Origin of the sequence: Pseudomonas sp. MN1F, from assembly GCF_009391885.1 — a bacterium.
Lineage (GTDB): Bacteria > Pseudomonadota > Gammaproteobacteria > Pseudomonadales > Pseudomonadaceae > Aquipseudomonas.
In genome coordinates, this window is the sequence record NZ_VZII01000014.1 from 14916 (window position 1) to 37269 (window position 22354).

The following is a 22354-nucleotide window of genomic DNA, read 5'->3' on the forward strand; positions in this document are numbered from 1 at the left end:
GGAAAAAGCTGCTTTGTATGCCCATGAGCTACCGATAGGCATACGCGAAGCATTTTATGATTTCAAGCGAAGGGAAGATGATTCGGCGCTTGTGGTTGTCGGCAAATCCGGTGTTGGCTGATGGTCCGGGACCCACGCCGTCCCGATACGTCGAGTTAGACGAAGACTATCGTTTGAATGATGCAGAGATACTGCATGGCCTTTATGGGTCGTTACTAGGCGAGGCAATTGGGTTCACATCGCAACGTAACGGTAGTATTTACAATACTATTGTTCCTCTTGAAGGAAATAAAACAATCGCCAATTCGAGCGCAGGGTCTGACTTGGCCTTTGGCTTCCATGTGGAAGATGCCTTTCATCCCGCTCGGCCTGAGTACGTGGGACTGGTATGCATGCGCAACGAAGAGCGCGCAGCAACCATTATTTCAAGTCTCGATAATATCAAGTTGAGTGCTGAGGAGAGAAAGGTGCTGTTTGAGCCAAGGTTCAGAATTTCTCACAATCCAATCCATGTCACGTCTAATGTAATAGAGGAAAGCGCCCAGAGTATTCTGTTCGGGCACAGCGACGTCCCCTACGTCAAGATCAACGCTGCAACGCTGAGTATTGATGAGTATGAAGGCATCGAGCGGCAAGCACTGGAAAGGCTGCTGACGCACTTCGCAGAGAATCGTGTAGCACTCATGCTTGAACCCGGCGATTGCGCCTTCATCGATAACTATCGTTGCGTGCATGCACGGGACTCCTTCAAGGCTCACTATGGTGAACGCGCTCGCTGGTTGTCGAGGGTGGTGTTCGCATCAAGTTTGAAATCGTCTCGTGCGATGCGGAACTCTATAAGTACTCGCGCCATCAATGCATAGGATATCGATGGTAGCCCAAAAAACGCCACGGGTAGTTCCACCCGGTTTTTGGTTTGATGACGAAGTCAGTTTTAATGATGTTCAAGGGTTCGGCTCAGAACGTCCAATCGTGGTACTTGATTCAGGCGTGGGCGGCTTGACTGTCGTGCGACAACTGGAGCGGCTGATTCCAGGCGCAAGCATCCTCTATGTAGTGGATAACGATTGGTATCCTTACGGTAATAAACCCGGCAGCGCAGTTGCTGGAAGAGTCCAGCAATTGTTTGATCAGCTATGCAACCAGGTCAAGCCCTCGGCGTTCGTATTGGCGTGTAATACCGCGTCAATAGCGCTAATAGAACATGGTTTTGAACCGCGTAATCATCATGTATTTTCGGTCGTCCCTCTCATAGAAGAGGCACTTGAGGTTTCGGTGAGTAAGCAGATTGTCTTGCTTGCCACTCCCGGCACGGTCAAGAGTGATTATATCTGCCATAAAGTAGCAGGTGCCAGAATGCACGCAAATCTGTGGTCAATGGCTGCCCAGTCTTTAGTTACCCTCTCTGAAAGAAAGCTGTCGGGGCAAAAGCCCGATTTCAAGGGTTTCTCTGATTGGGTCAGCGATCAGTTGACAGCAAAGGAACGTTTATCTGTCGATACCGTGATTCTTGGTTGTACCCATTTTCCGCATTTGATTGATGAGCTGAATGAGATCTTTCCGTCCGTCGAGCACTGGGTCGACCCTGCAAATAAAATTGCGTTGCAGGTGTTCGCTCTGACGGGAGCAAGACTCGCGTCTACCCATCGACCTGCAAAGGCCGCAATTTTTACCCGTCAGCGAGGTGCAAGTCACTATCAGCGGGTGCTCCGAAAAAATGGGTTCATCTCTTCATGGTCGTACATTTTGAGTGCTTTAGAAGGAGGGCTGGGGCGTGGGGTTACGAAATAATCAGTATCGTTGGGTGGTTCTTTTCGCCGCTACACTTGCACAAGCATGTGCCTGCTTTTTTGTTCAAGGCTTTGGGGCGATCGCACTAGACGTAAAAAATGCCATGGGTCTTGATAACTGGCAGGTGGGTATGCTGGTTTCAGCCGCGCAATTGGTCCCGATGATTGGGTTGTTGGTGGCTGGCGAATTGCTGGATAGATTTGACGAGAGGTTCGTTGTAGGTATTGGGACGTTGATCGTCGGGGGCTCACTGTGCGTTGCAGCCCTGGTCAATAGCTACACTGAGTTGCTCATAATTCTTGTCATATTAGGCTTCGGTTACAGTACTGCCCAGCCTGGAGGGAGCAAGTCTGTATCAAATTGGTTCGAAGGTGGCCAGTTGGGTTTTGCCATGGGCATTCGTCAAGCCGGGTTGCCACTCGGCGGCGCCATGGCGATCCTGCTGCTGCCATTTATTGCTGTCGAATACTCTGTTCAAGCAGCTTTTCTGGCAGGCGGCTTGGTCGCCTTGGTGGGTGCTCTTTTGTTTATGCTGTTGTATCGGAGTCCTGGACTGTCTCCGTGCAGCCCAAAAGAGCAGATCGATCTGAGAGATATCATCCAATCTCGGCTATCGATGGTTACGGAGCCTTCCATGAAAAATATCATGGTTTCGGGTGCTTGCCTGACGGCCGCGCAGTACGCTATCTCTGTGTTTTTAGTGCTGTATCTGCACACGGCTCTTGGACTTGATAGTTTCATGGCGACCATGATGTTCTTTCTGGTGCTGGGGTCGGGCATCGTCGGAAGAATAAGCCTCGCAGCTTGGAGTGACCGTTGCAAGGCAGGGAGGTATTATCCTGTGATGACCTGCCTAGGTGCAGTAACTGCCTTATTGATACTATTACCCTTGGTAAAGGGTTTAGATCTGGCGACCCTGAGTATATTCATGGCAGTCACTGGATTTTTTGTCTACGGATGGTATGGCCCGTGGGTAGCCTACGTAGCAGAAACTGCCCCCGCTGACCGTAAAGGCTTCGCGCTGGGTATGGCCATGACAGCCAATCAGGTATCCGTTATCTTGACGCCCCCGCTTGTTGGCTTATTGCGAGATGTCTTCGGCACTTATAATTACGGCTGGGGAGTATTGGCGGTCGCTTCTGCAGTTGTGTTGTTTACTACAAGCAGGCGTTATCAGACGATGAAGCCTCAGTCGACCTGACGACTTTTAAACAGCCGTTGAAGGTCGGTGCAGTCCGGTAGGATGACGCGCTCGCTCACGCCCAATAGCCAAACAACAACAGCGCTGCGATACCCAAGCCAACCGCCACCGAACACCCGCCCAACGATAGGGCCGCACGCCCTTGCCGATACCAGCCATCGTGCCCCAGCTCCCGCGCCGGGGCGAGCAGGCTGCGCCAGCGCAGCTCGGTATCGTGAAACGACTGCAGGTGTGCAGGTGCCGCATCCAGCCAGCGGCGAAAGTCGATGCGCTCGCACGACGTCACGTCCGGGCTCTGCAGGCGCACATACCATTGCCCGGCCAGACTGGCCAGTGCATCCCCGCGTGGTTGCACCACATGCAGGGCCTGGTTCATGTTGCGTTCGATGCTGAGCAGCGGGAGGTCGAGGCGCTTGGCGATGCTGGCAAAGTCCAGCTGATCGAGGCGGTTGAGCAGGAACACTTGCTGCACACGCCGAGGCAGGCGCTTGAGTGCATACAGCAGCTCATTCTCGACAGCATGTTCGCGGGAAGGCGTGGGATGCTCAAGGGGCAGCAGCAGACGGCTCATGGACAGCTCCTTGCTCGGGGTAGGGGTGGGGGCATCGTCCTTGATGCAGAAACAGCGTAGTTAAAACGAGATTGATTCTCAAGTGCTGATTCCGCAAAGATTTGTAATGAGCGTTCACGCTCTGAAACACTTTTGCTATCATGCGCGCCATCAACGATCTTCATTAGCCTGAAGAGCAAAAAAAAAGACCCGGCAAAAAGCCGGGTCAAAAACCGTGATTAGCCTGATGAGGAGATAATCTGGAGCGACCTAAGCTCCGGGTTATCCAGCAGATCTTGCGATCAGCTGAGTGCAATAATAATCGTTATCATTTGCCAGTCAAATGAATTTTCATTTATCCGGTAAAAAAGTTTTACCGGCGCGCTTCCTTGTCCCGGCAAACGGGGCCTTTGGCCGGTATTCGGCCATCACGTTTCTCCCTTCTTCTTTTGCCTATAACCCGTTCTGCAGGGCGCGTCTGTGCTCCAGCAGGGCCCTGGCCATGTCGATCATGTGCATTAGCGCGAACGTCAGTTCGCGGGTGCTGCCTTCCTGGTGAGTGGCGGTTTCGTGGGCTGTGGCGGCGGCGCAGCGCAGCAGCTCGATGGCGTGGTTCTGGGCCTGCTCGGCGGTGACGTCTTCGTGCAGGGTCCAGATTCTGTTATGCGCGCTTGGGCGCGTGGGGTTCGGATTAAGGTAGTAATCGAGCGCGCGGCGGGCTGCTTCGCTGTCGAGATCTGTTACGTCGTCTTTCGGTGGTTTCATCCTGATACCTGCGCAGGCCAATGGGAAAGGGTTCTGCCTGAGTTTAATACCTTGGGTATTTATGTGCTTTTCTAGAAATAATACTGAATGTTTATTGAGCGCCAGAAGGCAGTCCGTATCGTGCCAGCGATGAATATGGATAAATGGATTGCCCTCGTCCGTGACCGGATGGAGGAGCTGAAGCTCACTCAAGAGCAGCTTGCCGAGCGCGTTGGCGTGTCTCAAGGCAGCGTGGGGCATTGGGTGAACAAGCGGCGCCAGCCGAAGATCGAGTCGATGAACCGTACGTTCGTCGAGATTGGCATGCCCCACTACAGCGTCAGCTTGCAGCTGCGCATTCAGGGTCAGGTTGGCGAGGAGCGTGGCATCTACGAGGTGGATGACGACGATGACGAACTCGACCTCATGCAATACATCGTGTGCTTTCGCTACCCGGTGTTGGCGTGGGATGAGCTAGGTGCCGCAGAGGCTGTCGAGCCTGGTGTATTCGAACAGACGGACTACCTGGCCCAGGGCAAGGCGTTCTGGTTGACCGTGGAAAACGACACGATGAGCTCGGCCAGTGGCCGCAGTGTGCCGCAGGGCATGCGAATACTGGTGGATCCGGGGCTGGAAGTGGAGCCGGGGCGCTTGGTGATTGCCCGGCAGCCGGGCAAGACGGCGATCCTGCGTGAGCTGGCCGAGGAGGGTGGGCAGCAGTACCTGAAGGCGCTGAACCGCAGTTATCCGACGCTGGTGTGTGAAGAAGGCTGCGAGTTTCTCGGCGTGGTCGTGCGGGTGCACGGCGTCTTCTAGATTGCTGGGGCCGCACAGCGGCCCCTGTATGCCTTACTCGGCCAGTTCGACCAACACCGTCCCTTCGCTGACCATATCCCCTTCCTGGCAGAACAGCGCTTTCACCGTCCCGGCATGGGGCGCACGGATGCTGTGCTCCATCTTCATCGCCTCCAACACCACCAGCGCGGTTCCAGCCTCCACTGGCTGGCCAGGCTCCACCAGCACCCGCACGATACTGCCGTTCATGGGCGCACCCAGCCCACCCTGATGGCTGTGGCTGGCCTCGGCCTCGGCGATCGGGTCGAAGGCTTCGACGGCATGCACCTCGCCATCCCAACGCAGGAACAGCGTGCCCCCGCGACGTACCGCCAGATAGCGGCGACGGATACCGTCCTGGTCATGGCCCAGCTGCTCCCCGTCAAGCTGCCAGGTAGCGGTGGCGCTACGCTCCAGGGCAACCGCCTGGTTTTCGCCGCCACTCACCAGGTGCAGGCTGCTGCGCGCCGGCAGCCCCAGGCGCAGGCCATTGCGCTCGGCCCACGGCGAACGTGCATCGTCGGCCCGCTGGTGTGGCGCCTGGCCTTGCAGCCAGGCTTCTGCTGCAGCTTCCCAGAAGCCCGCAGGCAGTGCCTTTGGTGCTGGCAGCAACACATCCTGATGCCGGGGAATGAAGCCGGTATCCAGTTCGGCTGCGGCAAAGGACGGGTGGGCCAGGATGCGCCGCAGGAAGGCAATGTTGGTCTTCAGCCCGCCGATGGCGAATTCGTCGAGCATCGCCAGCAAGCGCAGGCGCGCCTGCTCGCGGTCCTGCCCCCAGGCGATCAGCTTGCCCAGCATCGGGTCGTAGAACGGCGACACCACATCACCCTCGCTGACCCCGCTGTCCACCCGGCGGCCTTCGCCGGGTGCCGACTCGCGGTACAGCGTGAGCGTACCGGTGGCCGGCAGGAATTCATTGGCCGGGTCCTCGGCATACAGCCGCACCTCGATGGCATGGCCGATCAGCGGCACCTGCTCCTGGGTGATCGGCAGCGGCTCGCCGCAGGCCACGCGAATCTGCCAGGCCACCAGATCAAGGCCAGTGATGGCTTCGGTGACCGGGTGCTCGACCTGCAGGCGGGTGTTCATCTCCATGAAGAAGAACTCGCCACGGGCATCGAGCAGAAACTCGACGGTACCGGCACCGACATAGCCAATGGCTTGGGCTGCGCGTACTGCGGCCTCACCCATGGCCCGGCGCAATTCGGCGGACAGGCCCGGCGCTGGCGCTTCCTCAACGACCTTCTGGTGGCGACGCTGGATCGAGCAATCACGCTCGTTGAGGTACAGGCAGTTGCCGTGCTGGTCGGCGAACACCTGGATTTCCACGTGGCGTGGCTTGAGTACGTACTTTTCCACCAGCATGCGCGCATCGCCGAACGACGACTGCGCCTCACGCTGGGCCGAGGCCAGGGCGTCGGCCAGCTGGCTTTCGTCCTCGACCACTTTCATGCCCTTGCCGCCACCCCCTGCGCTGGCCTTGAGCAGCACCGGGTAGCCGATGCGTTCGGCGGCGGCGCGGAAGGTATCCAGGTCCTGGGCTTCGCCGTGGTAACCAGGTACCAGTGGCACCCCGGCTTCTTCCATCAGGGCCTTGGCCGCCGACTTGCTGCCCATGGCATCGATGGCGCTGGCCGGTGGGCCGAGGAAGATCAAACCGGCCTGTTCGATGGCGCGGGCAAAGCCTGCGTTTTCGGACAGGAAGCCGTAGCCCGGGTGGATGGCCTGGGCGCCGCTGGCCTTGGCCGCAGCGAGGATCTTGTCGACCACCAGGTAGCTGTCGGCGGCCTTGCTGCCGCCCAGGTCGACGCGAATATCCGCTTCGCGGCTGTGGCGGGCGTCACGGTCGGTGGCGCTGTGCACGGCGACGGTGGTCAGGCCCATGGCCTTGGCGGTGCGCATGACCCGGCAGGCGATCTCGCCACGGTTGGCGACCAGCAGGGTGGTCAAAGCGGGGCGGCTCATGGGCGCGGCTCCTTCTTGTCGTCGGTTTGCCAGGCGGGGCGGCGCTTTTCCAGGAAGGCGCGCAGGCCCTCCTGGCCTTCGGCGCTGACGCGGATGCGGGCGATGGTGTTTTCGCAGTAACGGCGCAGGGCCGGGCTGAGTTCGCCGTCGTCCACTTCGCGCAGCAGGTCCTTGGTGGCGCGCAGCGCTTGCGGGCTGTTCTGCAGCAGGTTGTTCACCCAGGCTTCCACCTGTGCGTCCAGTTCGCTGGCCGGGTACACCTCGGCCAGCAGGCCCAGCTCGCGGGCCCGCTCGCCGCTGAAACGCTCGGCGGTAAGGGCATAGCGGCGTGCGGCGCGTTCACCGATGGCCTTGACCACGAACGGGCTGATCACCGCCGGGGCCAGGCCGATGCGCACTTCCGACAGGCACAGCTGGGCGTCTTCGGCGCCAATGGCCATGTCGCAGCAACTGATCAGGCCCAACGCGCCGCCGAAGGCCGCGCCTTGCACCACGGCCAGGGTCGGTGCCTTGAGGCGGTGCAGGGCGTACATCAGCTCGCCGAGCTCGCGGGCGTCATCCAGGTTGGTGTTGAAGTCCAGCTGCGCCGATTGCTGCATCCAGGCCAGGTCGGCACCGGCGCTGAAGTGCCGGCCACGGCCGCGCAGCAGCAAAAAACGCAGGCTGGCGTCTTCGGCCAGTTGGTCGAGGGCGACGATCAGCTCGCGGATCATCAGCGCATTGAAGGCGTTGTTCTTGTCCTCGCGGCTTAGCCACAGGGTGGCGAAGCCGCGGGGGTCGCGGATCACTTCGAGGGTGCTGAAATCGCTCATGGGTCACATCCGGAAAATGCCGAAGCGGCTCTGTTCGATCGGGGCGTTCAGCGCGGCGGATAACGCCAGGCCGAGCACGTCGCGGGTTTGCGCCGGGTCGATGACACCGTCGTCCCACAGGCGGGCGCTGGAGTAGTAGGGGTGGCCCTGGTGCTCGTACTGGTCGAGGATCGGCTGCTTGAGCTTTGCCTCGTCCTCGGCGCTGAAGGTCTGGCCGCTGCGTTCACTCTGCTCGCGCTTGACCTGGGCCAGCACCCCGGCGGCCTGCTCGGCGCCCATCACGCCGATCCGCGCATTGGGCCACATCCACAGGAAGCGCGGGTCGTAGGCGCGGCCGCACATGCCGTAGTTGCCAGCGCCGAAGCTGCCACCGATGATCACCGTGAACTTCGGCACCTGGGCGCAGGCCACGGCGGTGACCAGCTTGGCGCCGTGCTTGGCGATGCCGCCTTCCTCGTACTTCTTGCCGACCATGAAGCCGGTGATGTTCTGCAGGAACAACAGCGGGATGCCGCGCTGGCAGGCCAGCTCGATGAAGTGCGCGCCTTTTTGCGCAGCTTCCGCGAAGAGGATGCCGTTGTTGGCCAGGATTGCTACCGGGTAGCCATGCAGGTGGGCGAAGCCGCACACCAGGGTGGTGCCGAACAGCGCCTTGAACTCATCGAACACCGAGCCGTCGACCAGCCGTGCGATCACTTCGCGCACGTCGAACGGCTGCTTGGCATCGGCCGGGACCACGCCATACAGCTCGTCGGCGGCATACAGCGGTGCCACTGGCGCCTGGCGCTGCAGCTTGCCGAGCTTGTGCCAGTTGAGGTTGGCGACACTGCGCCGGGCGATGGCCAGGGCGTGTTCGTCGTTGTCGGCGTAGTGGTCGGCGACGCCGCTGGTGCGGCAGTGCACATCGGCGCCGCCGAGGTCTTCGGCGCTCACTACTTCACCGGTTGCCGCCTTCACCAGCGGAGGGCCGGCGAGGAAGATGGTCGCTTGCTGGCGGACCATGATCGCCTCGTCCGCCATGGCCGGCACGTAGGCGCCACCCGCGGTGCACGAGCCCATCACCACGGCGATCTGCGGGATGCCCAGGGCACTCATGTTGGCCTGGTTGAAGAAGATCCGCCCAAAGTGTTCGCGGTCGGGGAACACTTCATCCTGGCGCGGCAGGTTGGCGCCGCCGGAATCCACCAGGTAGATGCACGGCAGGCGGTTCTGCAGGGCGATGGTCTGCGCGCGCAGGTGTTTTTTCACCGTCAGCGGGTAGTAGGAGCCGCCTTTGACCGTGGCGTCGTTGGCCACGATCATGCATTCCACGCCTTCGACGCGGCCGATGCCGGCGATCACGCCGGCGGCTGGCACGTCTTCGCCGTACACCTCATGGGCGGCCAGCTGGCCGAGCTCGAGGAACGGCGAGCCCGGGTCGAGCAGGCGGTCGATGCGCTCGCGCGGCAGCAGCTTGCCCCGCGAGGTGTGCCGCTCCTGGGCCTTGGGGCCGCCGCCCTGGGCCACCTGGGCGAGCAGGCCGCGCAGGGCCTGGACCTGTTCGAGCATGGCCGCGCTGTTGCCGGCAAACTCCGCCGAACGCGGGTTGATCTGGGTGTGCAAGGTAGCCATGTGCGCCCGTCCCCTGTGCTCAGCGGGTTTCGTTGAACAGTTCGCGGCCGATCAGCATCCGGCGGATTTCGCTGGTGCCGGCGCCGATTTCGTACAGCTTGGCGTCGCGCAGCAGGCGGCCCGCCGGGAATTCGTTGATGTAGCCGTTGCCACCGAGAATCTGGATCGCTTCCAGGGCCATTTGCGTGGCGCGTTCGGCGGTGTAGAGGATCACCCCGGCGGCGTCCTTGCGGGTGGTCTCGCCACGGTCGCAGGCCTGGGCTACGGCATACAGGTAGGCGCGGCTGGCGTTGAGTTGGGTGTACATGTCGGCGATCTTGCCCTGGATCAGCTGGAACTCGCCGATGCTCTGGCCGAACTGCTTGCGGTCGTGGATGTACGGCACCACCAGGTCCATGCAGCTTTGCATGATGCCGGTCGGGCCACCGGACAGCACCACGCGCTCGTAGTCCAGGCCGCTCATCAGCACACGCACACCACCGTTGAGCTGGCCGAGGATGTTTTCTTGCGGCACTTCGACGCCGTCGAAGAACAGCTCACAGGTGTTGGAGCCGCGCATGCCCAGCTTGTCGAACTTGTTGCTGCGGCTGAAGCCTTTCCAGTCGCGCTCGACGATGAACGCGGTGATGCCGTGCGGGCCCTTGTCCAGGTCGGTCTTGGCGTAGATCACGTAGGTGTTGGCGTCGGGGCCGTTGGTGATCCAGGTCTTGCTGCCGTTGAGCACATAGTGGTCACCGCGCTTCTCGGCGCGCAGCTTCATCGACACCACGTCGGAGCCGGCGTTGGGTTCGCTCATGGCCAGGGCGCCGATGTGCTCGCCGCTGATCAGCTTGGGCAGGTACTTGAGCTTCTGCTCATGGGTGCCGTTGCGGTTGATCTGGTTCACGCAGAGGTTGGAATGGGCGCCGTAGGAGAGGGCGACCGAAGCGGAGCCGCGGCTGATCTCTTCCATCGACACCACATGGGCCAGGTAGCCCAGGCCGGCGCCGCCGTATTCCTCGGCAACGGTAATGCCCAGCAGGCCCATGTCGCCGAACTTGCGCCACATGTCGGCGGGGAACAGGTTGTCATGGTCGATCTGCGCGGCGCGCGGGGCCAGCTCGGCGGCAACGAAGGTGCGCACCTGGTCGCGGAGCATGTCGATGGTTTCGCCCAGGGCGAAGTTCAGGGAGGGGTAATGCATGCTGGGGCACCTTGTTGTTCTTGAAATTGGATTACACCGTAGCCCATGGATTCGCTGGCGGATGTGCAGGGACAGGTGTGGTTCATCACCTTTACGTTAACGTAAACCTGCCTTCGATTACTGTCAATCCGCTCATCACCTTTACGTAAACGTAAATCTGCGCCAGAGTATTCCCAGCTCGCTTCAGCCGTGCCCAGAACAACCACAAGAAGGGACACCCATGAGTCAACCAAGCTACACCCGTGGCCGCCAGGACCAACCGCTGCTAACCCTGACCATCGGCCAGGCCTTCGACGCCACCGTGGCCCGCTGCGCCGATGGCGAAGCGCTGGTGGTGCGCCACCAGGGCCTGCGCTACAGCTGGCGGCAGCTGGCCGAACAGGTCGACACCCATGCCCGCGCCCTGATGGCCCTGGGCGTGAACAGCGGCGACCGGGTCGGCATCTGGGCGCCCAACTGCGCCCAGTGGTGCATTTTGCAACTGGCCAGCGCCAAGGTTGGCGCGATCCTGGTCAACATCAACCCGGCCTATCGCGTGGGTGAACTGGAGTACGTACTACGCCAGTCCGGTTGCCGCTGGCTGGTGTGTGCCGATGCGTTCAAGACTTCTGATTACCATGCCATGGTTGAGGAACTGGTACCGGAGTTGGCGACCGCGAACCTTGGCGAACTGGCCAGTGAACGCCTGCCCGAGCTGCGCGGGGTGATCAGCCTGGCGGCCAACCCGCCCAGCGGCTTCCTGCCCTGGCCGGCACTGGCCGAGCGGGCAGGGCAGATCTCGAGCGAAGCCTTTGCAGCGCGTCAGCAGGGCCTGCAGTTCGACCAGCCGGTGAACATCCAGTACACCTCCGGCACCACTGGCGCACCCAAAGGTGCCACGCTCAGCCACTACAACATCCTCAACAACGGCTTCATGGTTGGCGAAAGCCTGGGCCTGAGCGAACGCGACCGCATGGTGATCCCGGTGCCGCTGTACCACTGCTTCGGCATGGTCATGGCCAACCTCGGCTGCATTACCCACGGCAGCACCATGGTCTACCCCAACGATGCCTTCGATGCCGAACTCACCCTGCGCGCCGTGGCCGAGGAGCGCGCCAGCATCCTGTATGGCGTGCCGACCATGTTCATCGCCATGCTCGACCACCCGTCGCGTACGCAGCTGGACCTGTCGAGCCTGCGCAGCGGCATCATGGCCGGCGCCACCTGTCCGATCGAGGTGATGCGCAGGGTGATCGACCAGATGCACATGGCCGAAGTGCAGATCGCCTATGGCATGACCGAAACCAGCCCGGTGTCGCTGCAGACCGGCCCGGATGACGAACTGGAGCTGCGCGTGACCACCGTCGGCCGCACCCAGCCACAGCTGGAAACCAAGCTGGTGGACGCCGATGGCTGCATTGTTGCCCGAGGCGAGATTGGCGAACTGTGCACCCGTGGCTACAGCGTGATGCTCGGCTACTGGGACAACCCCCAGGCCACGGCAGACGCCATCGACCCGGCCGGCTGGATGCATTCGGGCGATCTGGCAGTGATGGACGAGCACGGGTATGTGCGCATTGTCGGGCGCAACAAGGACATGATCATTCGCGGCGGCGAGAACATCTATCCGCGTGAGCTGGAAGAGTTCTTCTATACCCATCCGGCGGTGGCCGATGCGCAGGTGGTCGGTATTCCTTGCAGCCGTTATGGCGAGGAGATCGTCGCCTGGATCAAGCTGCATCCGGGGCACAGCGCTACGGTTGAGGAACTTCAGGCCTGGTGCAAGGAGCGGATTGCACACTTCAAGGTGCCGCGGCATTTCCGCTTCGTTGAGGAATTCCCGATGACGGTCACAGGGAAAGTGCAGAAGTTCCTGATGCGGGAGATCAGTGTGTCGGAGATTATGGCTGTAACCTCTGGTTGAATCATGAGCTTTACTGCCCTCTTCGCGGCCACACTCGCGAAGAGGGCAGTCAGATCAGCGCGACTTTACTGCTTTCCACAATTCTTGAGCCAGGGTACTGACAGTCATACTGCTGGGTTCCAGCTTGAAGCTGGCATCGAAGTCCGATTTCAACTGCAAGGCGGCGAAGTTGAGCTTCTCTCTGTCCATGTCGACCAAGCGTGTGCCTGGCGTCGGCTCGACAATGCCCGCATCCTCCAGATACTCCATAACGTACTGCTCATACTCTTTTTGCTCAGCGGTAGTCATTACGTCCTCCATGGTGAATCTTCCTGTAGTAATGAGGAGACTCATCATCGAAACAACGCACCAACCGCGCTACTGGCAAAAATATCAGGTCCGGTCGTCTACCCTTAAGCCTTCACCGGTGGTTCATCATTCGGCGGATCCCCCACCGTCGGCGGCATGGTCGGCTTGATCGGCAGCTCGTCCGGGTCTTCCTCCGGCACGGCTGGCGGCAGGCTCGGGTCGTCGATGTTGGGGTCGGGTGTTTCCGGTGGAATTGGGATGTTCATTGCCTGACCTCGCATGGGGGAATTGAAGAGGTGCTGCAGGCTCTGACCGCTGGAAGCTGCCGTTCGCTCAATTTTTTTGAACCCCATGCCTGTGCCCGGCTCTGAACCCTTACCGCCAACAGCCTGAGGGAGCAAGGTCGATGACACGAAACGAGCCCTTTGCAAGCGTGCCCGTGGCGAACGATCACCCGGACCAGGCCATCAGCCTGTCCCAGGCGCTGCTGGCGCCGCGCATCGTGATCGAAGGCACCCAACCGGTGCTCGAAGCCGGCACCTTCGCCGCCAAGGCCGTCAGTGGCCAAGCAGTCGCCGTCAGCAGCAAGGTCTACGGCGACGGCCACGACCGCCTGGCGGTGGTGCTCAACTGGCGCCACGCCCATAGCCGCCGCTGGCACTGCGTGCCGATGCAGTCGCCGGGCAACGACCTGTGGCTGGCCGAGTTCACCCCCACCGAACTGGGCCCCCACCTGTTCAGCATCGAGGCCTGGATCGACCCGTTCGCCACCTACTGCCACGACCTGGAGAAGAAGTACCACGCCGGGGTCGAGGTCAAGCTGGAGCTGGAGGAGGGCCGGCTGATGCTTGGCCAGGGTATCAACCTCAGCGAAGGCGAGCTGCGCGAGGAGATCGAAGCCCTGCAACAGCAACTGGTTTCGCTCAAGGCCGATGATCAGGTGGCGCTGCTGCTGCATCCAGATACCGCACGGCTGATGGCCGCAGCCGAACACCGCAGTTACCTGACCCGCAGCCCTGAATTCCCCATCGATGTCGACCGGCCGGCAGCGCTGTTCGCCAGCTGGTACGAGCTGTTCCCGCGCTCGGTCACCGACAGCCCCGAGCGCCACGGCACCTTCAACGACGTGCATCAGCGCCTGCCGATGATCCGCGACATGGGTTTCGACGTGCTGTACTTCCCGCCGATCCACCCGATCGGCACCCAGCACAGGAAGGGCCGCAACAACGCGCTGCGCGCCGAGCCCGGCGACCCTGGCAGCCCTTATGCCATCGGTAGCGCGCAGGGCGGCCACGAGGCCATCCACCCGCAGCTGGGCACGCGCGAGGACTTCCGCCGGCTGGTCGCCGCCGCGGCCGAGCATGGCCTGGAAATCGCCCTGGACTTTGCCATCCAGTGCTCCCAGGACCACCCTTGGCTCAAGGAGCATCCCGGCTGGTTCAGCTGGCGCCCGGACGGCACCATCCGCTATGCCGAGAACCCGCCGAAGAAGTATCAGGACATCGTCAACGTCGACTTCTACGCCGCCGACGCCGTACCGAGCCTGTGGCTGGCCCTGCGTGACGTGGTGGTCGGCTGGGTCGAGGAGGGCGTGAAGACTTTTCGCGTCGACAACCCGCACACCAAGCCGCTGCCGTTCTGGCAATGGCTGATCGCCAATGTGCGCAGCCAGCACCCCGAGGTGATCTTCCTCGCCGAGGCCTTCACCAAGCCTGCGATGATGGCGCGCCTGGGCAAGGTGGGGTATGCGCAGAGCTACACCTACTTCACCTGGCGCAACAGCAAGCAGGAGCTGCGCGAGTATTTCGAGGAACTCAACCAGCCGCCGTGGTGCTACTGCTACCGCCCGAACTTCTTCGTCAACACGCCGGATATCAACCCGTATTTCCTGCATACCTCGGGCCGCGCCGGGTTCCTCATCCGCGCCGCGCTGGCGACCATGGGTTCGGGGCTGTGGGGCATGTATTCAGGCTTTGAACTGTGCGAAAGCGCAGCGTTGCCGGGCAAGGAGGAGTACCTGGATTCGGAGAAGTACGAGATCCGTCCGCGCGATTTCAACCAGCCAGGCAACATCATTGCCGAGATTGCCCAGCTCAATCGCATACGACGTCAGAACCGGGCGTTGCAGACGCACCTTGGGGTGGCGTTCTTCAATTGCTGGAACGACAACATCCTGTACTTCGCCAAGCGCACGCCCGAGCGCGACAACTACATCCTGGTGGCGATCAGCCTCGACCCGCACAACGCACAAGAGGCCAGTTTCGAGTTGCCATTGTGGGAGCTGGGGCTGGACGACAACGCCGATACCTTGGGTGAGGACCTGATGAACGGCCACCGCTGGACCTGGCATGGCAAGACCCAGTGGATGCGCATCGAGCCCTGGCACCAGCCGTTCGGTATCTGGCGTATCGAAAAGGCCCGCTAGCCCGCGCGCCCAGACAGTTGCGTGCAACCGAGGACAGAAAGGAGTCACCCATGGCCAAGCGTTCCCGCCCGGCAGCCTTCATCGATGACCCGCTGTGGTACAAGGACGCCGTGATCTACCAGCTGCACATCAAGTCGTTCTTCGATGCCAACAACGACGGCATCGGCGATTTCGCCGGCCTGATCAGCAAGCTCGACTACATCGCCGAGCTCGGCGTCAACACCCTCTGGCTGCTGCCGTTCTACCCCTCGCCACGGCGCGACGACGGCTACGACATCGCCGAATACAAGGCCGTGCACCCGGACTACGGCAGCATGGCTGATGCCCGCCGCTTCATCGCCGAGGCCCACAAGCGTGGCCTGCGGGTGATCACCGAGCTGGTCATCAACCACACCAGCGACCAGCACCCGTGGTTCCAGCGCGCCCGCCACGCCAAGCGCGGCAGCAAGGCGCGGGACTTCTACGTGTGGTCGGATGACGATCAGAAGTACGACGGCACGCGGATCATCTTCCTCGACACCGAGAAGTCCAACTGGACCTGGGACCCGGTCGCCGGCCAGTACTTCTGGCACCGCTTTTATTCGCACCAGCCAGACCTCAACTTCGACAACCCGCAGGTGCTCAAGGCGGTGATCGGGGTGATGCGCTTCTGGCTCGACCTGGGCGTGGACGGCCTGCGCCTGGACGCCATTCCGTACCTGATCGAACGCGACGGCACCAACAACGAGAACCTCCCCGAGACCCACACGGTGCTCAAGGCGATCCGCGCCGAGATCGACGCCAACTACCCTGACCGCATGCTGCTGGCCGAGGCCAACCAGTGGCCCGAAGACACCCGCCCGTACTTCGGCGAAGGCGAAGGCGATGAATGCCACATGGCTTTCCACTTCCCGCTGATGCCGCGCATGTACATGGCCCTGGCCATGGAAGACCGCTTCCCGATCACCGACATCCTGCGCCAGACCCCGGAAATCCCCGCCAACTGCCAGTGGGCGATCTTCCTGCGCAACCACGATGAGCTGACCCTGGAAATGGTCACCGACCGCGAGCGCGACTACCTGTGGAACTACTACGCCGAAGACCGCCGTGCACGCATCAATCTCGGCATTCGCCGGCGCCTGGCGCCGCTGCTGCAGCGTGACCGGCGGCGCATCGAGCTGCTCACCAGCCTGCTGCTGTCGATGCCCGGTACGCCAACCCTGTACTACGGCGATGAACTGGGCATGGGCGACAACATCTACCTCGGCGACCGCGACGGCGTGCGCACGCCGATGCAGTGGTCACCGGACCGCAACGGCGGTTTCTCCCGGGCCGACCCACAGCGCCTGGTACTGCCGCCGATCATGGACCCGTTGTACGGCTACCAGACCGTCAACGTCGAAGCCCAGGCCCACGACCCGCACTCGCTGCTGAACTGGAACCGCCGCCTGCTGGCAGTGCGCAAGCAGCAGAAGGCCTTTGGCCGCGGCAGCCTGCGCACGCTGACACCGAGCAATCGGCGCATCCTGGCGTACATCCGTGAGTACACCGACGCCGACGGCAACACCGAGGTGGTCCTCTGCGTCGCCAACGTTTCCCGCGCTGCCCAGGCGGCGGAGCTCGAGCTGTCGCAATACGCAGGCAAAGTGCCGGTGGAGATGCTCGGTGGCAGCGCCTTCCCGCCGATTGGCCAACTGCCATTCCTGCTGACCTTGCCGCCTTATGCCTTCTACTGGTTCCTGCTGGCTGCCCACGACCGCATGCCCAGTTGGCACATCCAAGCTACCGAGGGGTTACCCGAGTTGACTACGTTAGTACTGCGCAAACGCATGGAAGAACTGCTCGAGTCCCCCGCCAGCGACACCCTGAACAACACGGTCCTGCCGCAATACCTGCCCAAGCGCCGTTGGTTCGCCGGCAAGGAAGGCCCGATCGACCAGGTGCAGCTGCGCTACGGCGTGCGCTTCGGCACCGCCACCACGCCGGTGCTGCTCAGCGAGATCGAAGTGCTCAGCGACGGCGTAGCGACCCGCTACCAGCTGCCGTTCGGCCTGCTGCCGGAGGAGCAGATCAACACGGCGTTGCCGCAGCAGCTGGCGCTGTCGCGGGTACGCCGTGGCCGCCAGGTTGGCCTGATCACCGACGCCTTCGTCCTTGAACCGTTCATTCGCGCCGTGTTGCGTGCCTGTCAGGACGGCGTGCGCTTGCCCTGCGGCAACGGTGAAGGCGAGCTGCGCTTCGCATGCACCGACGCGTTGGCTGGCCTGGCGCTGAGCGACGAGAGCGAGGTGCGCTACCTGAGCGCCGAACAGTCCAACAGCTCGGTGGTGATTGGCGACCGCGTGGTGCTCAAGCTGATTCGCCGGGTCAACCCGGGCATTCACCCCGAGCTGGAAATGAGCGCCTACCTCACCGCCGCCGGCTTCGCCAACATCTCGCCGCTGCTGGCTTGGGTCAGCCGCGTCAATGAGCAGGGCGCGCCGCACCTGTTGATGATCGCCCAAGGCTACCTGAGCAACCAGGGCGATGCCTGGGCCTGGACCCAGAACACCCTGGAGCGGGCCATCCGCGACGAGATGGAGCCGACCAGCACCGACCCTGAAGCGCACACCGACGCGTTGGCCGAACTCAACGGCTTCGCCGCCTTGCTCGGCCAGCGCCTGGGCGAGATGCACCTGTTGCTGGCTGCCCCGACCCACGATGAAGCCTTCCAGCCACGCCCCAGCGACGCCGACGACAGCCAACGCTGGAGCGCGCAGATCAGCGCCGAACTGGGCCACGCCCTCGATCTGCTGGCGCAGCACCGCGAGCACCTCGACACCGACAGTCAGGCTCTGGTCGATGACCTGCAACAGCAGCGTGACGGCCTGGCCCAGCACATTGCCAAGCTCGCCGAACAGGCCCAGGGCGGCCTGCTGATGCGCGTGCACGGCGACCTGCACCTGGGCCAGGTGCTGGTGGTGCAAGGCGATGCCTACCTGATCGATTTCGAGGGCGAACCGGCCCGTCCGCTGGACGAGCGCCGGGCCAAACACAGCCCGTACAAGGATGTCAGCGGCGTGTTGCGATCCTTCGACTATGCTGCTGCGATGATCTTGCGCAGCGCGTCTGCGGTGGACCTTTCCGGCCCGGCGCGACAAGCCCGGCAACGGGTTGCCCGGCAGTACCTGCACCAGTCGCGGCATGCCTTCGTCGAAGCCTATGGCCTGGCCACCGCCGCCATGCCGCACGCTTGGCAAGAGGCCGAGGGCGAGCGCGCCGCACTGGAGTTGTTCTGCCTGGAAAAAGCCGCCTACGAAATCACATACGAAGCCGAGAACCGTCCGAGTTGGCTGGCCGTGCCTTTGCATGGCCTGCATGGACTGATCAGTACCTGGGGAGAGTCATAGATGAATGCAACCACGCGTGAAAACGGCGGCCTTCGGCAACGGGACCTGGATGCCCTGGCCCGCGCCGAGCACGCCGATCCATTTGCAGTACTGGGCCCCCACGACGACGGGCAGGGCGGCGTGTTCGTCCGTGCCTTCCTGCCCAATGCCCTCAACGTGCGGGTGCTGGCGCGCCATGATGGGCGCATCCTCGCCGAAATGGTGCAGAGCAGCCTGCCCGGTTTGTTCAGCGCGCACCTCGATGAGGCGCACCCGTACCTGCTGCAGATCGGCTGGGCCGGTGGCGAGCAGGTGACCGAAGACCCCTACAGCTTCGGCCCGCAACTCGGCGACATGGACCTCTACCTGTTCGCCGAAGGCAACCACCGCGACCTGTCCGGGCGTTTCGGCGCACAGCCGCTTCAGGTCGAGGGTGTCGAGGGCGTGTGCTTCTCGGTGTGGGCGCCGAATGCGCGGCGGGTGTCGGTGGTGGGCGACTTCAACAACTGGGACGGTCGCCGCCACCCCATGCGCCTGCGCCACAGCGCCGGGGTGTGGGAGCTGTTCGTGCCGCGCCTGGGTGTGGGCGAAACCTACAAGTTCGAAGTGCTCGGCAAGGACGGCATATTGCCGCTGAAGGCCGACCCGCTAGCCCGCGCCACCGAATTGCCGCCGAGCACCGCGTCGAAGGTGGCCGCTGAGCTGAGCCATGACTGGCAGGACCACGAGTGGATGGCACATCGCGCCGAGCGCCACGCCTACAGTGCACCGTTGTCGATCTACGAACTGCATCCTGGTTCCTGGCAATGCGAACTCGACGAGCTGGGCGAAGTGTCGCGTTACTACAACTGGCGTGAACTGGCCGAACGCCTGGTGCCTTACGTGCAGCAGTTAGGCTTCACCCATATCGAGCTGCTGCCGATCATGGAGCACCCGTTCGGTGGCTCCTGGGGCTACCAGCCGCTGTCGATGTTCGCGCCAACCTCGCGCTATGGCACGCCTGAAGACTTCGCCGCCTTCATCGATGCCTGTCACCAAGGTGGCATCGGCGTGATCCTTGACTGGGTGCCGGCGCATTTCCCCACTGACGAACACGGCCTGGCCCGCTTCGACGGCACCGCACTGTACGAGTACGACAACCCGCTGGAAGGCTACCACCAGGACTGGAACACGCTGATCTACAACCTCGGCCGCAACGAGGTGCGTGGTTTCATGATGGCGTCGGCCTTGCACTGGCTCAAGCACTTCCACATCGATGGTTTGCGCGTCGATGCGGTGGCCTCGATGCTGTACCGCGATTACTCGCGCAAGGCTGGCGAATGGGTGCCCAACCGCCACGGTGGGCGCGAAAACCTCGAGGCCATCGACTTTATCCGCCACCTCAATGGCATCGCCGCCCACGAGGCACCGGGCGCGCTGATCATCGCCGAGGAATCCACCGCCTGGCCGGGTGTGAGCCAACCGACCCAGCAGGGCGGCCTGGGCTTTGCCTACAAGTGGAACATGGGCTGGATGCACGACACCTTGCATTACATCCAGAACGACCCGGTGCACCGTACCTATCACCACAACGAGATGAGCTTCGGCCTGATCTATGCCTATTCCGAGCATTTCATCCTGCCGATCTCCCACGACGAGGTGGTGCACGGCAAGCACTCGCTGATCGACAAGATGCCCGGTGACCGCTGGCAGAAGTTTGCCAACCTGCGCGCCTACCTGACCTTCATGTGGACCCACCCGGGCAAGAAGCTGCTGTTCATGGGCTGCGAGTTTGGCCAGTGGCGCGAGTGGAACCATGATCACCAACTGGACTGGTACCTGCTGCAGTACCCCGAGCACCAAGGCGTGCAGCGCCTGGTCGGCGACCTCAACCGCCTGTACCGCGAACTGCCGGCGCTGCACGAGCAGGACTGCCAGCCCCAGGGCTTCCAGTGGTTGATCGGCGATGATGCGCACAACAGCGTGTACGCCTGGTTGCGCTGGAGCAGCCAGGGCGAGCCGTTGCTGGTGGTGGCCAACTTCACCCCGGTGCCGCGTGAGGGCTACCGGATTGGCGTGCCGTTCGGGGCGCGTTGGCAAGAGTTGCTGAACAGCGATGCCGGGCTGTATGCCGGGTCGAATGTCGGCAACCTGGGGGCGGTGCAGAGTGATGAGGTGGCCAGCCATGGGCAGCCGTTGTCACTGGCACTGAACCTGCCGCCGTTGGGGGTGCTGGTGATGAAACCGGCCTGATGGGTTGCCTGTGCTGGCCTCATCGCGGATAAATCCGCTCCTACGGGGATCACGATTGATCCGCGATAGGGCCAGACCTGCCTACCACCGCATCCGCACTCCAAGGCTGCCAATCAACCCATTGATGTCGTTGCCATCCACATCACTGCTGTAATCGGCACTGACAAACAGCGCCACCGCAGGTGTCACCCGTGCCACCAACCCCAGGCCCAATTCCACCGTGGTCGAATAGCGCGAGCTGGAGATCTTGTCGACCTGATCCAGCTTCACTTCGCTGGTGTCGTTGAAGTCATACCAGACGTTGGTCCGCACATAGGGTTCGATCCCCATGCCTTTCACCTCATAACGCCCGGACAACTTGGCACCCACCCGGCCGCTCCAGCTGGGCTGGCTGTCGAAGGCCTTCAAGGTCTCCGCCTGCACCTGGTTGCCCGGGAAGAACTGCTGATTGATCAACTGTGCCTGGGGCTCGATGACCCAGCCACCCCCCAGGCCGATCGGGTAACCGCCTTCCACCGAAAAGGTCATCGCATGGCCGCTGTCATCCAGGCGCTGGCCACTTTCGCCGCGGCCCATCACCTCGATGCGCGAACCCATGGCCACGGCATCCAGGTGCCAGCCTTGCTCATGGGTCATGCTCCAGTACACCCCCAGGCTCTCGCCGCTGAGGTTGACCGCGTTGCGCTGCTGCTCGCCCAGCAATGGCCGCGCGCCATTGAAGCTGCTCTGCAGGTTGTTGTGCCCCACGAAAATCCCCGCACGGTGGACGTTGCCATCGGCGGTTTCACGCACGAACAGGTCCGGGCCGATCATCAGTTGCTGGCTGGGCGCTTCCAGCTGCTCTGGCGCCCGCGCGCCAGGTTGTGGTGTGGCGCCAGGGAACAACTGTGCCCACTGGCCGCCCGCCAGGTCGGGTGCTGGCAGGGTGTGCCGTTCGCCCATTTTCGCGCTGAAGGCGTTCAGCGTAGCCAGGTTCAGGCCGCTGGCGCTGACCGGGTCGAGCGAGGGTGTCGGCACGGTCGGTTGTTGCAGGTATGTGGGGGAGATCGGATCTTCCTGCAGTTCGAACGCGAAAGTTTCCACCGGGGTTGCCAGAAGCATCGACGTGGAAACCGCGCAGAAAATATGATCGAAGCGCAAGGGATTCGAGGTTCTTTTCATGGCGGATCTCCTCTTTTTTTTTGTTGTACAGCCCAAGGACCTGGCCTGTTGTCACGAGCTGTACGACAAAAACAGAGGGCGACCCAAACCAGCACGCCAGCTTTTGCGAGCGCGCACAAAGGCGCGAGCTAGAGGCTCGGCGCGAGTTTTTACATCTAGTGATAGTGTTCAGCTAAGGAGAGACCGGCGCTTGCGTCAAGAAAGCGTGAAAGGTCTGTTGAAACTCCGTGGCTGTCATTAACCCTTTGATTATCCAAGTTATTTTGTCGGATATAGCGATGATCGCTATTTCTGCGGCACTGGC

The 22354-nt window shown here is 62.1% G+C and carries 17 protein-coding genes; 8 read left to right on the forward strand and 9 right to left on the reverse strand.

Annotation, left to right across the window (positions count from 1 at the left end):
- Window positions 1-56: 56 nt before the first annotated feature.
- The 3 genes from F6X59_RS09020 to F6X59_RS09030 are packed head-to-tail and all read left to right on the forward strand — an operon-like array spanning window position 57 to window position 2992.
- Entirely contained in the window at window positions 57-863 is an 807-nt protein-coding gene (locus F6X59_RS09020) for a TauD/TfdA family dioxygenase (RefSeq protein WP_178120059.1), read from the forward strand.
- Between the two features lie 7 nt (window positions 864-870).
- Complete coding sequence (locus F6X59_RS09025; RefSeq protein ID WP_178120060.1) at window positions 871-1791, forward strand: glutamate racemase; 921 nt, start codon at window positions 871-873, stop codon at window positions 1789-1791.
- Entirely contained in the window at window positions 1775-2992 is a 1218-nt protein-coding gene (locus F6X59_RS09030) for an MFS transporter (protein ID WP_372240341.1), read from the forward strand. The genes F6X59_RS09025 and F6X59_RS09030 overlap by 17 nt, the downstream gene beginning before the upstream one ends.
- A gap of 55 nt (window positions 2993-3047) precedes the next feature.
- Here F6X59_RS09030 and F6X59_RS09035 read toward each other — a convergent pair whose 3' ends face one another.
- Both F6X59_RS09035 and F6X59_RS09040 read right to left on the reverse strand, forming a co-directional pair.
- Complete coding sequence (locus F6X59_RS09035) at window positions 3048-3563, reverse strand: DUF4880 domain-containing protein (protein WP_152955939.1); 516 nt, start codon at window positions 3561-3563, stop codon at window positions 3048-3050.
- A 432-nt stretch (window positions 3564-3995) separates the two neighbouring features.
- The gene (locus F6X59_RS09040; RefSeq protein WP_152955940.1) at window positions 3996-4307 is read right to left on the reverse strand and encodes a DUF6124 family protein; all 312 of its coding nucleotides are present in this window, start codon (window positions 4305-4307) and stop codon (window positions 3996-3998) included.
- Window positions 4308-4394: 87 nt separating this feature from the next.
- Here F6X59_RS09040 and F6X59_RS09045 point away from each other — a divergent pair, with 87 nt between their 5' ends.
- Window positions 4395-5102: a LexA family transcriptional regulator gene (locus F6X59_RS09045; protein ID WP_152955941.1), complete on the forward strand. Its 708-nt coding sequence runs from the start codon at window positions 4395-4397 to the stop codon at window positions 5100-5102.
- A gap of 33 nt (window positions 5103-5135) precedes the next feature.
- Here F6X59_RS09045 and F6X59_RS09050 read toward each other — a convergent pair whose 3' ends face one another.
- From F6X59_RS09050 to F6X59_RS09065, 4 genes are read right to left on the reverse strand one after another with little or no spacing between them, the layout of a single operon-like run.
- Window positions 5136-7088, reverse strand: coding sequence for an acetyl/propionyl/methylcrotonyl-CoA carboxylase subunit alpha (locus tag F6X59_RS09050; protein ID WP_152955942.1), 1953 nt, complete (start codon window positions 7086-7088; stop codon window positions 5136-5138).
- Window positions 7085-7900, reverse strand: a complete 816-nt coding sequence (locus F6X59_RS09055) for a gamma-carboxygeranoyl-CoA hydratase (RefSeq protein WP_152955943.1) — start codon at window positions 7898-7900, stop codon at window positions 7085-7087. Before F6X59_RS09055 ends, F6X59_RS09050 begins: the two co-directional genes overlap by 4 nt.
- A gap of 3 nt (window positions 7901-7903) precedes the next feature.
- The gene (locus tag F6X59_RS09060; RefSeq protein ID WP_152955944.1) at window positions 7904-9511 is read right to left on the reverse strand and encodes a carboxyl transferase domain-containing protein; all 1608 of its coding nucleotides are present in this window, start codon (window positions 9509-9511) and stop codon (window positions 7904-7906) included.
- A gap of 19 nt (window positions 9512-9530) precedes the next feature.
- Complete coding sequence (locus F6X59_RS09065) at window positions 9531-10694, reverse strand: isovaleryl-CoA dehydrogenase (protein WP_152955945.1); 1164 nt, start codon at window positions 10692-10694, stop codon at window positions 9531-9533.
- 220 nt (window positions 10695-10914) lie between these two features.
- Here F6X59_RS09065 and F6X59_RS09070 point away from each other — a divergent pair, with 220 nt between their 5' ends.
- Entirely contained in the window at window positions 10915-12597 is a 1683-nt protein-coding gene (locus F6X59_RS09070) for an AMP-binding protein (RefSeq protein ID WP_152955946.1), read from the forward strand.
- Window positions 12598-12651: 54 nt separating this feature from the next.
- On the opposite strand, the gene F6X59_RS09075 is transcribed toward F6X59_RS09070, so the two are convergent.
- Window positions 12652-12885, reverse strand: a complete 234-nt coding sequence (locus tag F6X59_RS09075; RefSeq protein WP_152955947.1) for a hypothetical protein — start codon at window positions 12883-12885, stop codon at window positions 12652-12654.
- Window positions 12886-12989: 104 nt separating this feature from the next.
- Window positions 12990-13151 carry a hypothetical protein gene (locus F6X59_RS28375; RefSeq protein WP_178120061.1) on the reverse strand — a complete coding sequence of 54 codons (162 nt, stop codon included), beginning with the start codon at window positions 13149-13151 and terminating at the stop codon, window positions 12990-12992.
- A 140-nt stretch (window positions 13152-13291) separates the two neighbouring features.
- Between F6X59_RS28375 and F6X59_RS09080 the strand changes: the two genes are divergently transcribed.
- From F6X59_RS09080 to glgB, 3 genes are read left to right on the forward strand one after another with little or no spacing between them, the layout of a single operon-like run.
- Window positions 13292-15310, forward strand: coding sequence for an alpha-1,4-glucan--maltose-1-phosphate maltosyltransferase (locus tag F6X59_RS09080; protein ID WP_152955948.1), 2019 nt, complete (start codon window positions 13292-13294; stop codon window positions 15308-15310).
- Between the two features lie 50 nt (window positions 15311-15360).
- Window positions 15361-18678 (forward strand): maltose alpha-D-glucosyltransferase, encoded by a 3318-nt coding sequence (treS, locus tag F6X59_RS09085; RefSeq protein WP_152955949.1) that lies wholly within the window; start codon window positions 15361-15363, stop codon window positions 18676-18678.
- Window positions 18679-20889, forward strand: a complete 2211-nt coding sequence (glgB, locus tag F6X59_RS09090; RefSeq protein WP_152955950.1) for a 1,4-alpha-glucan branching protein GlgB — start codon at window positions 18679-18681, stop codon at window positions 20887-20889.
- Between the two features lie 81 nt (window positions 20890-20970).
- Here the strand turns inward: glgB and F6X59_RS09095 are convergent, their stop codons facing one another.
- Window positions 20971-22050 (reverse strand): autotransporter outer membrane beta-barrel domain-containing protein, encoded by a 1080-nt coding sequence (locus F6X59_RS09095; protein WP_152955951.1) that lies wholly within the window; start codon window positions 22048-22050, stop codon window positions 20971-20973.
- Between the last annotated feature and the right edge of the window lie 304 nt (window positions 22051-22354).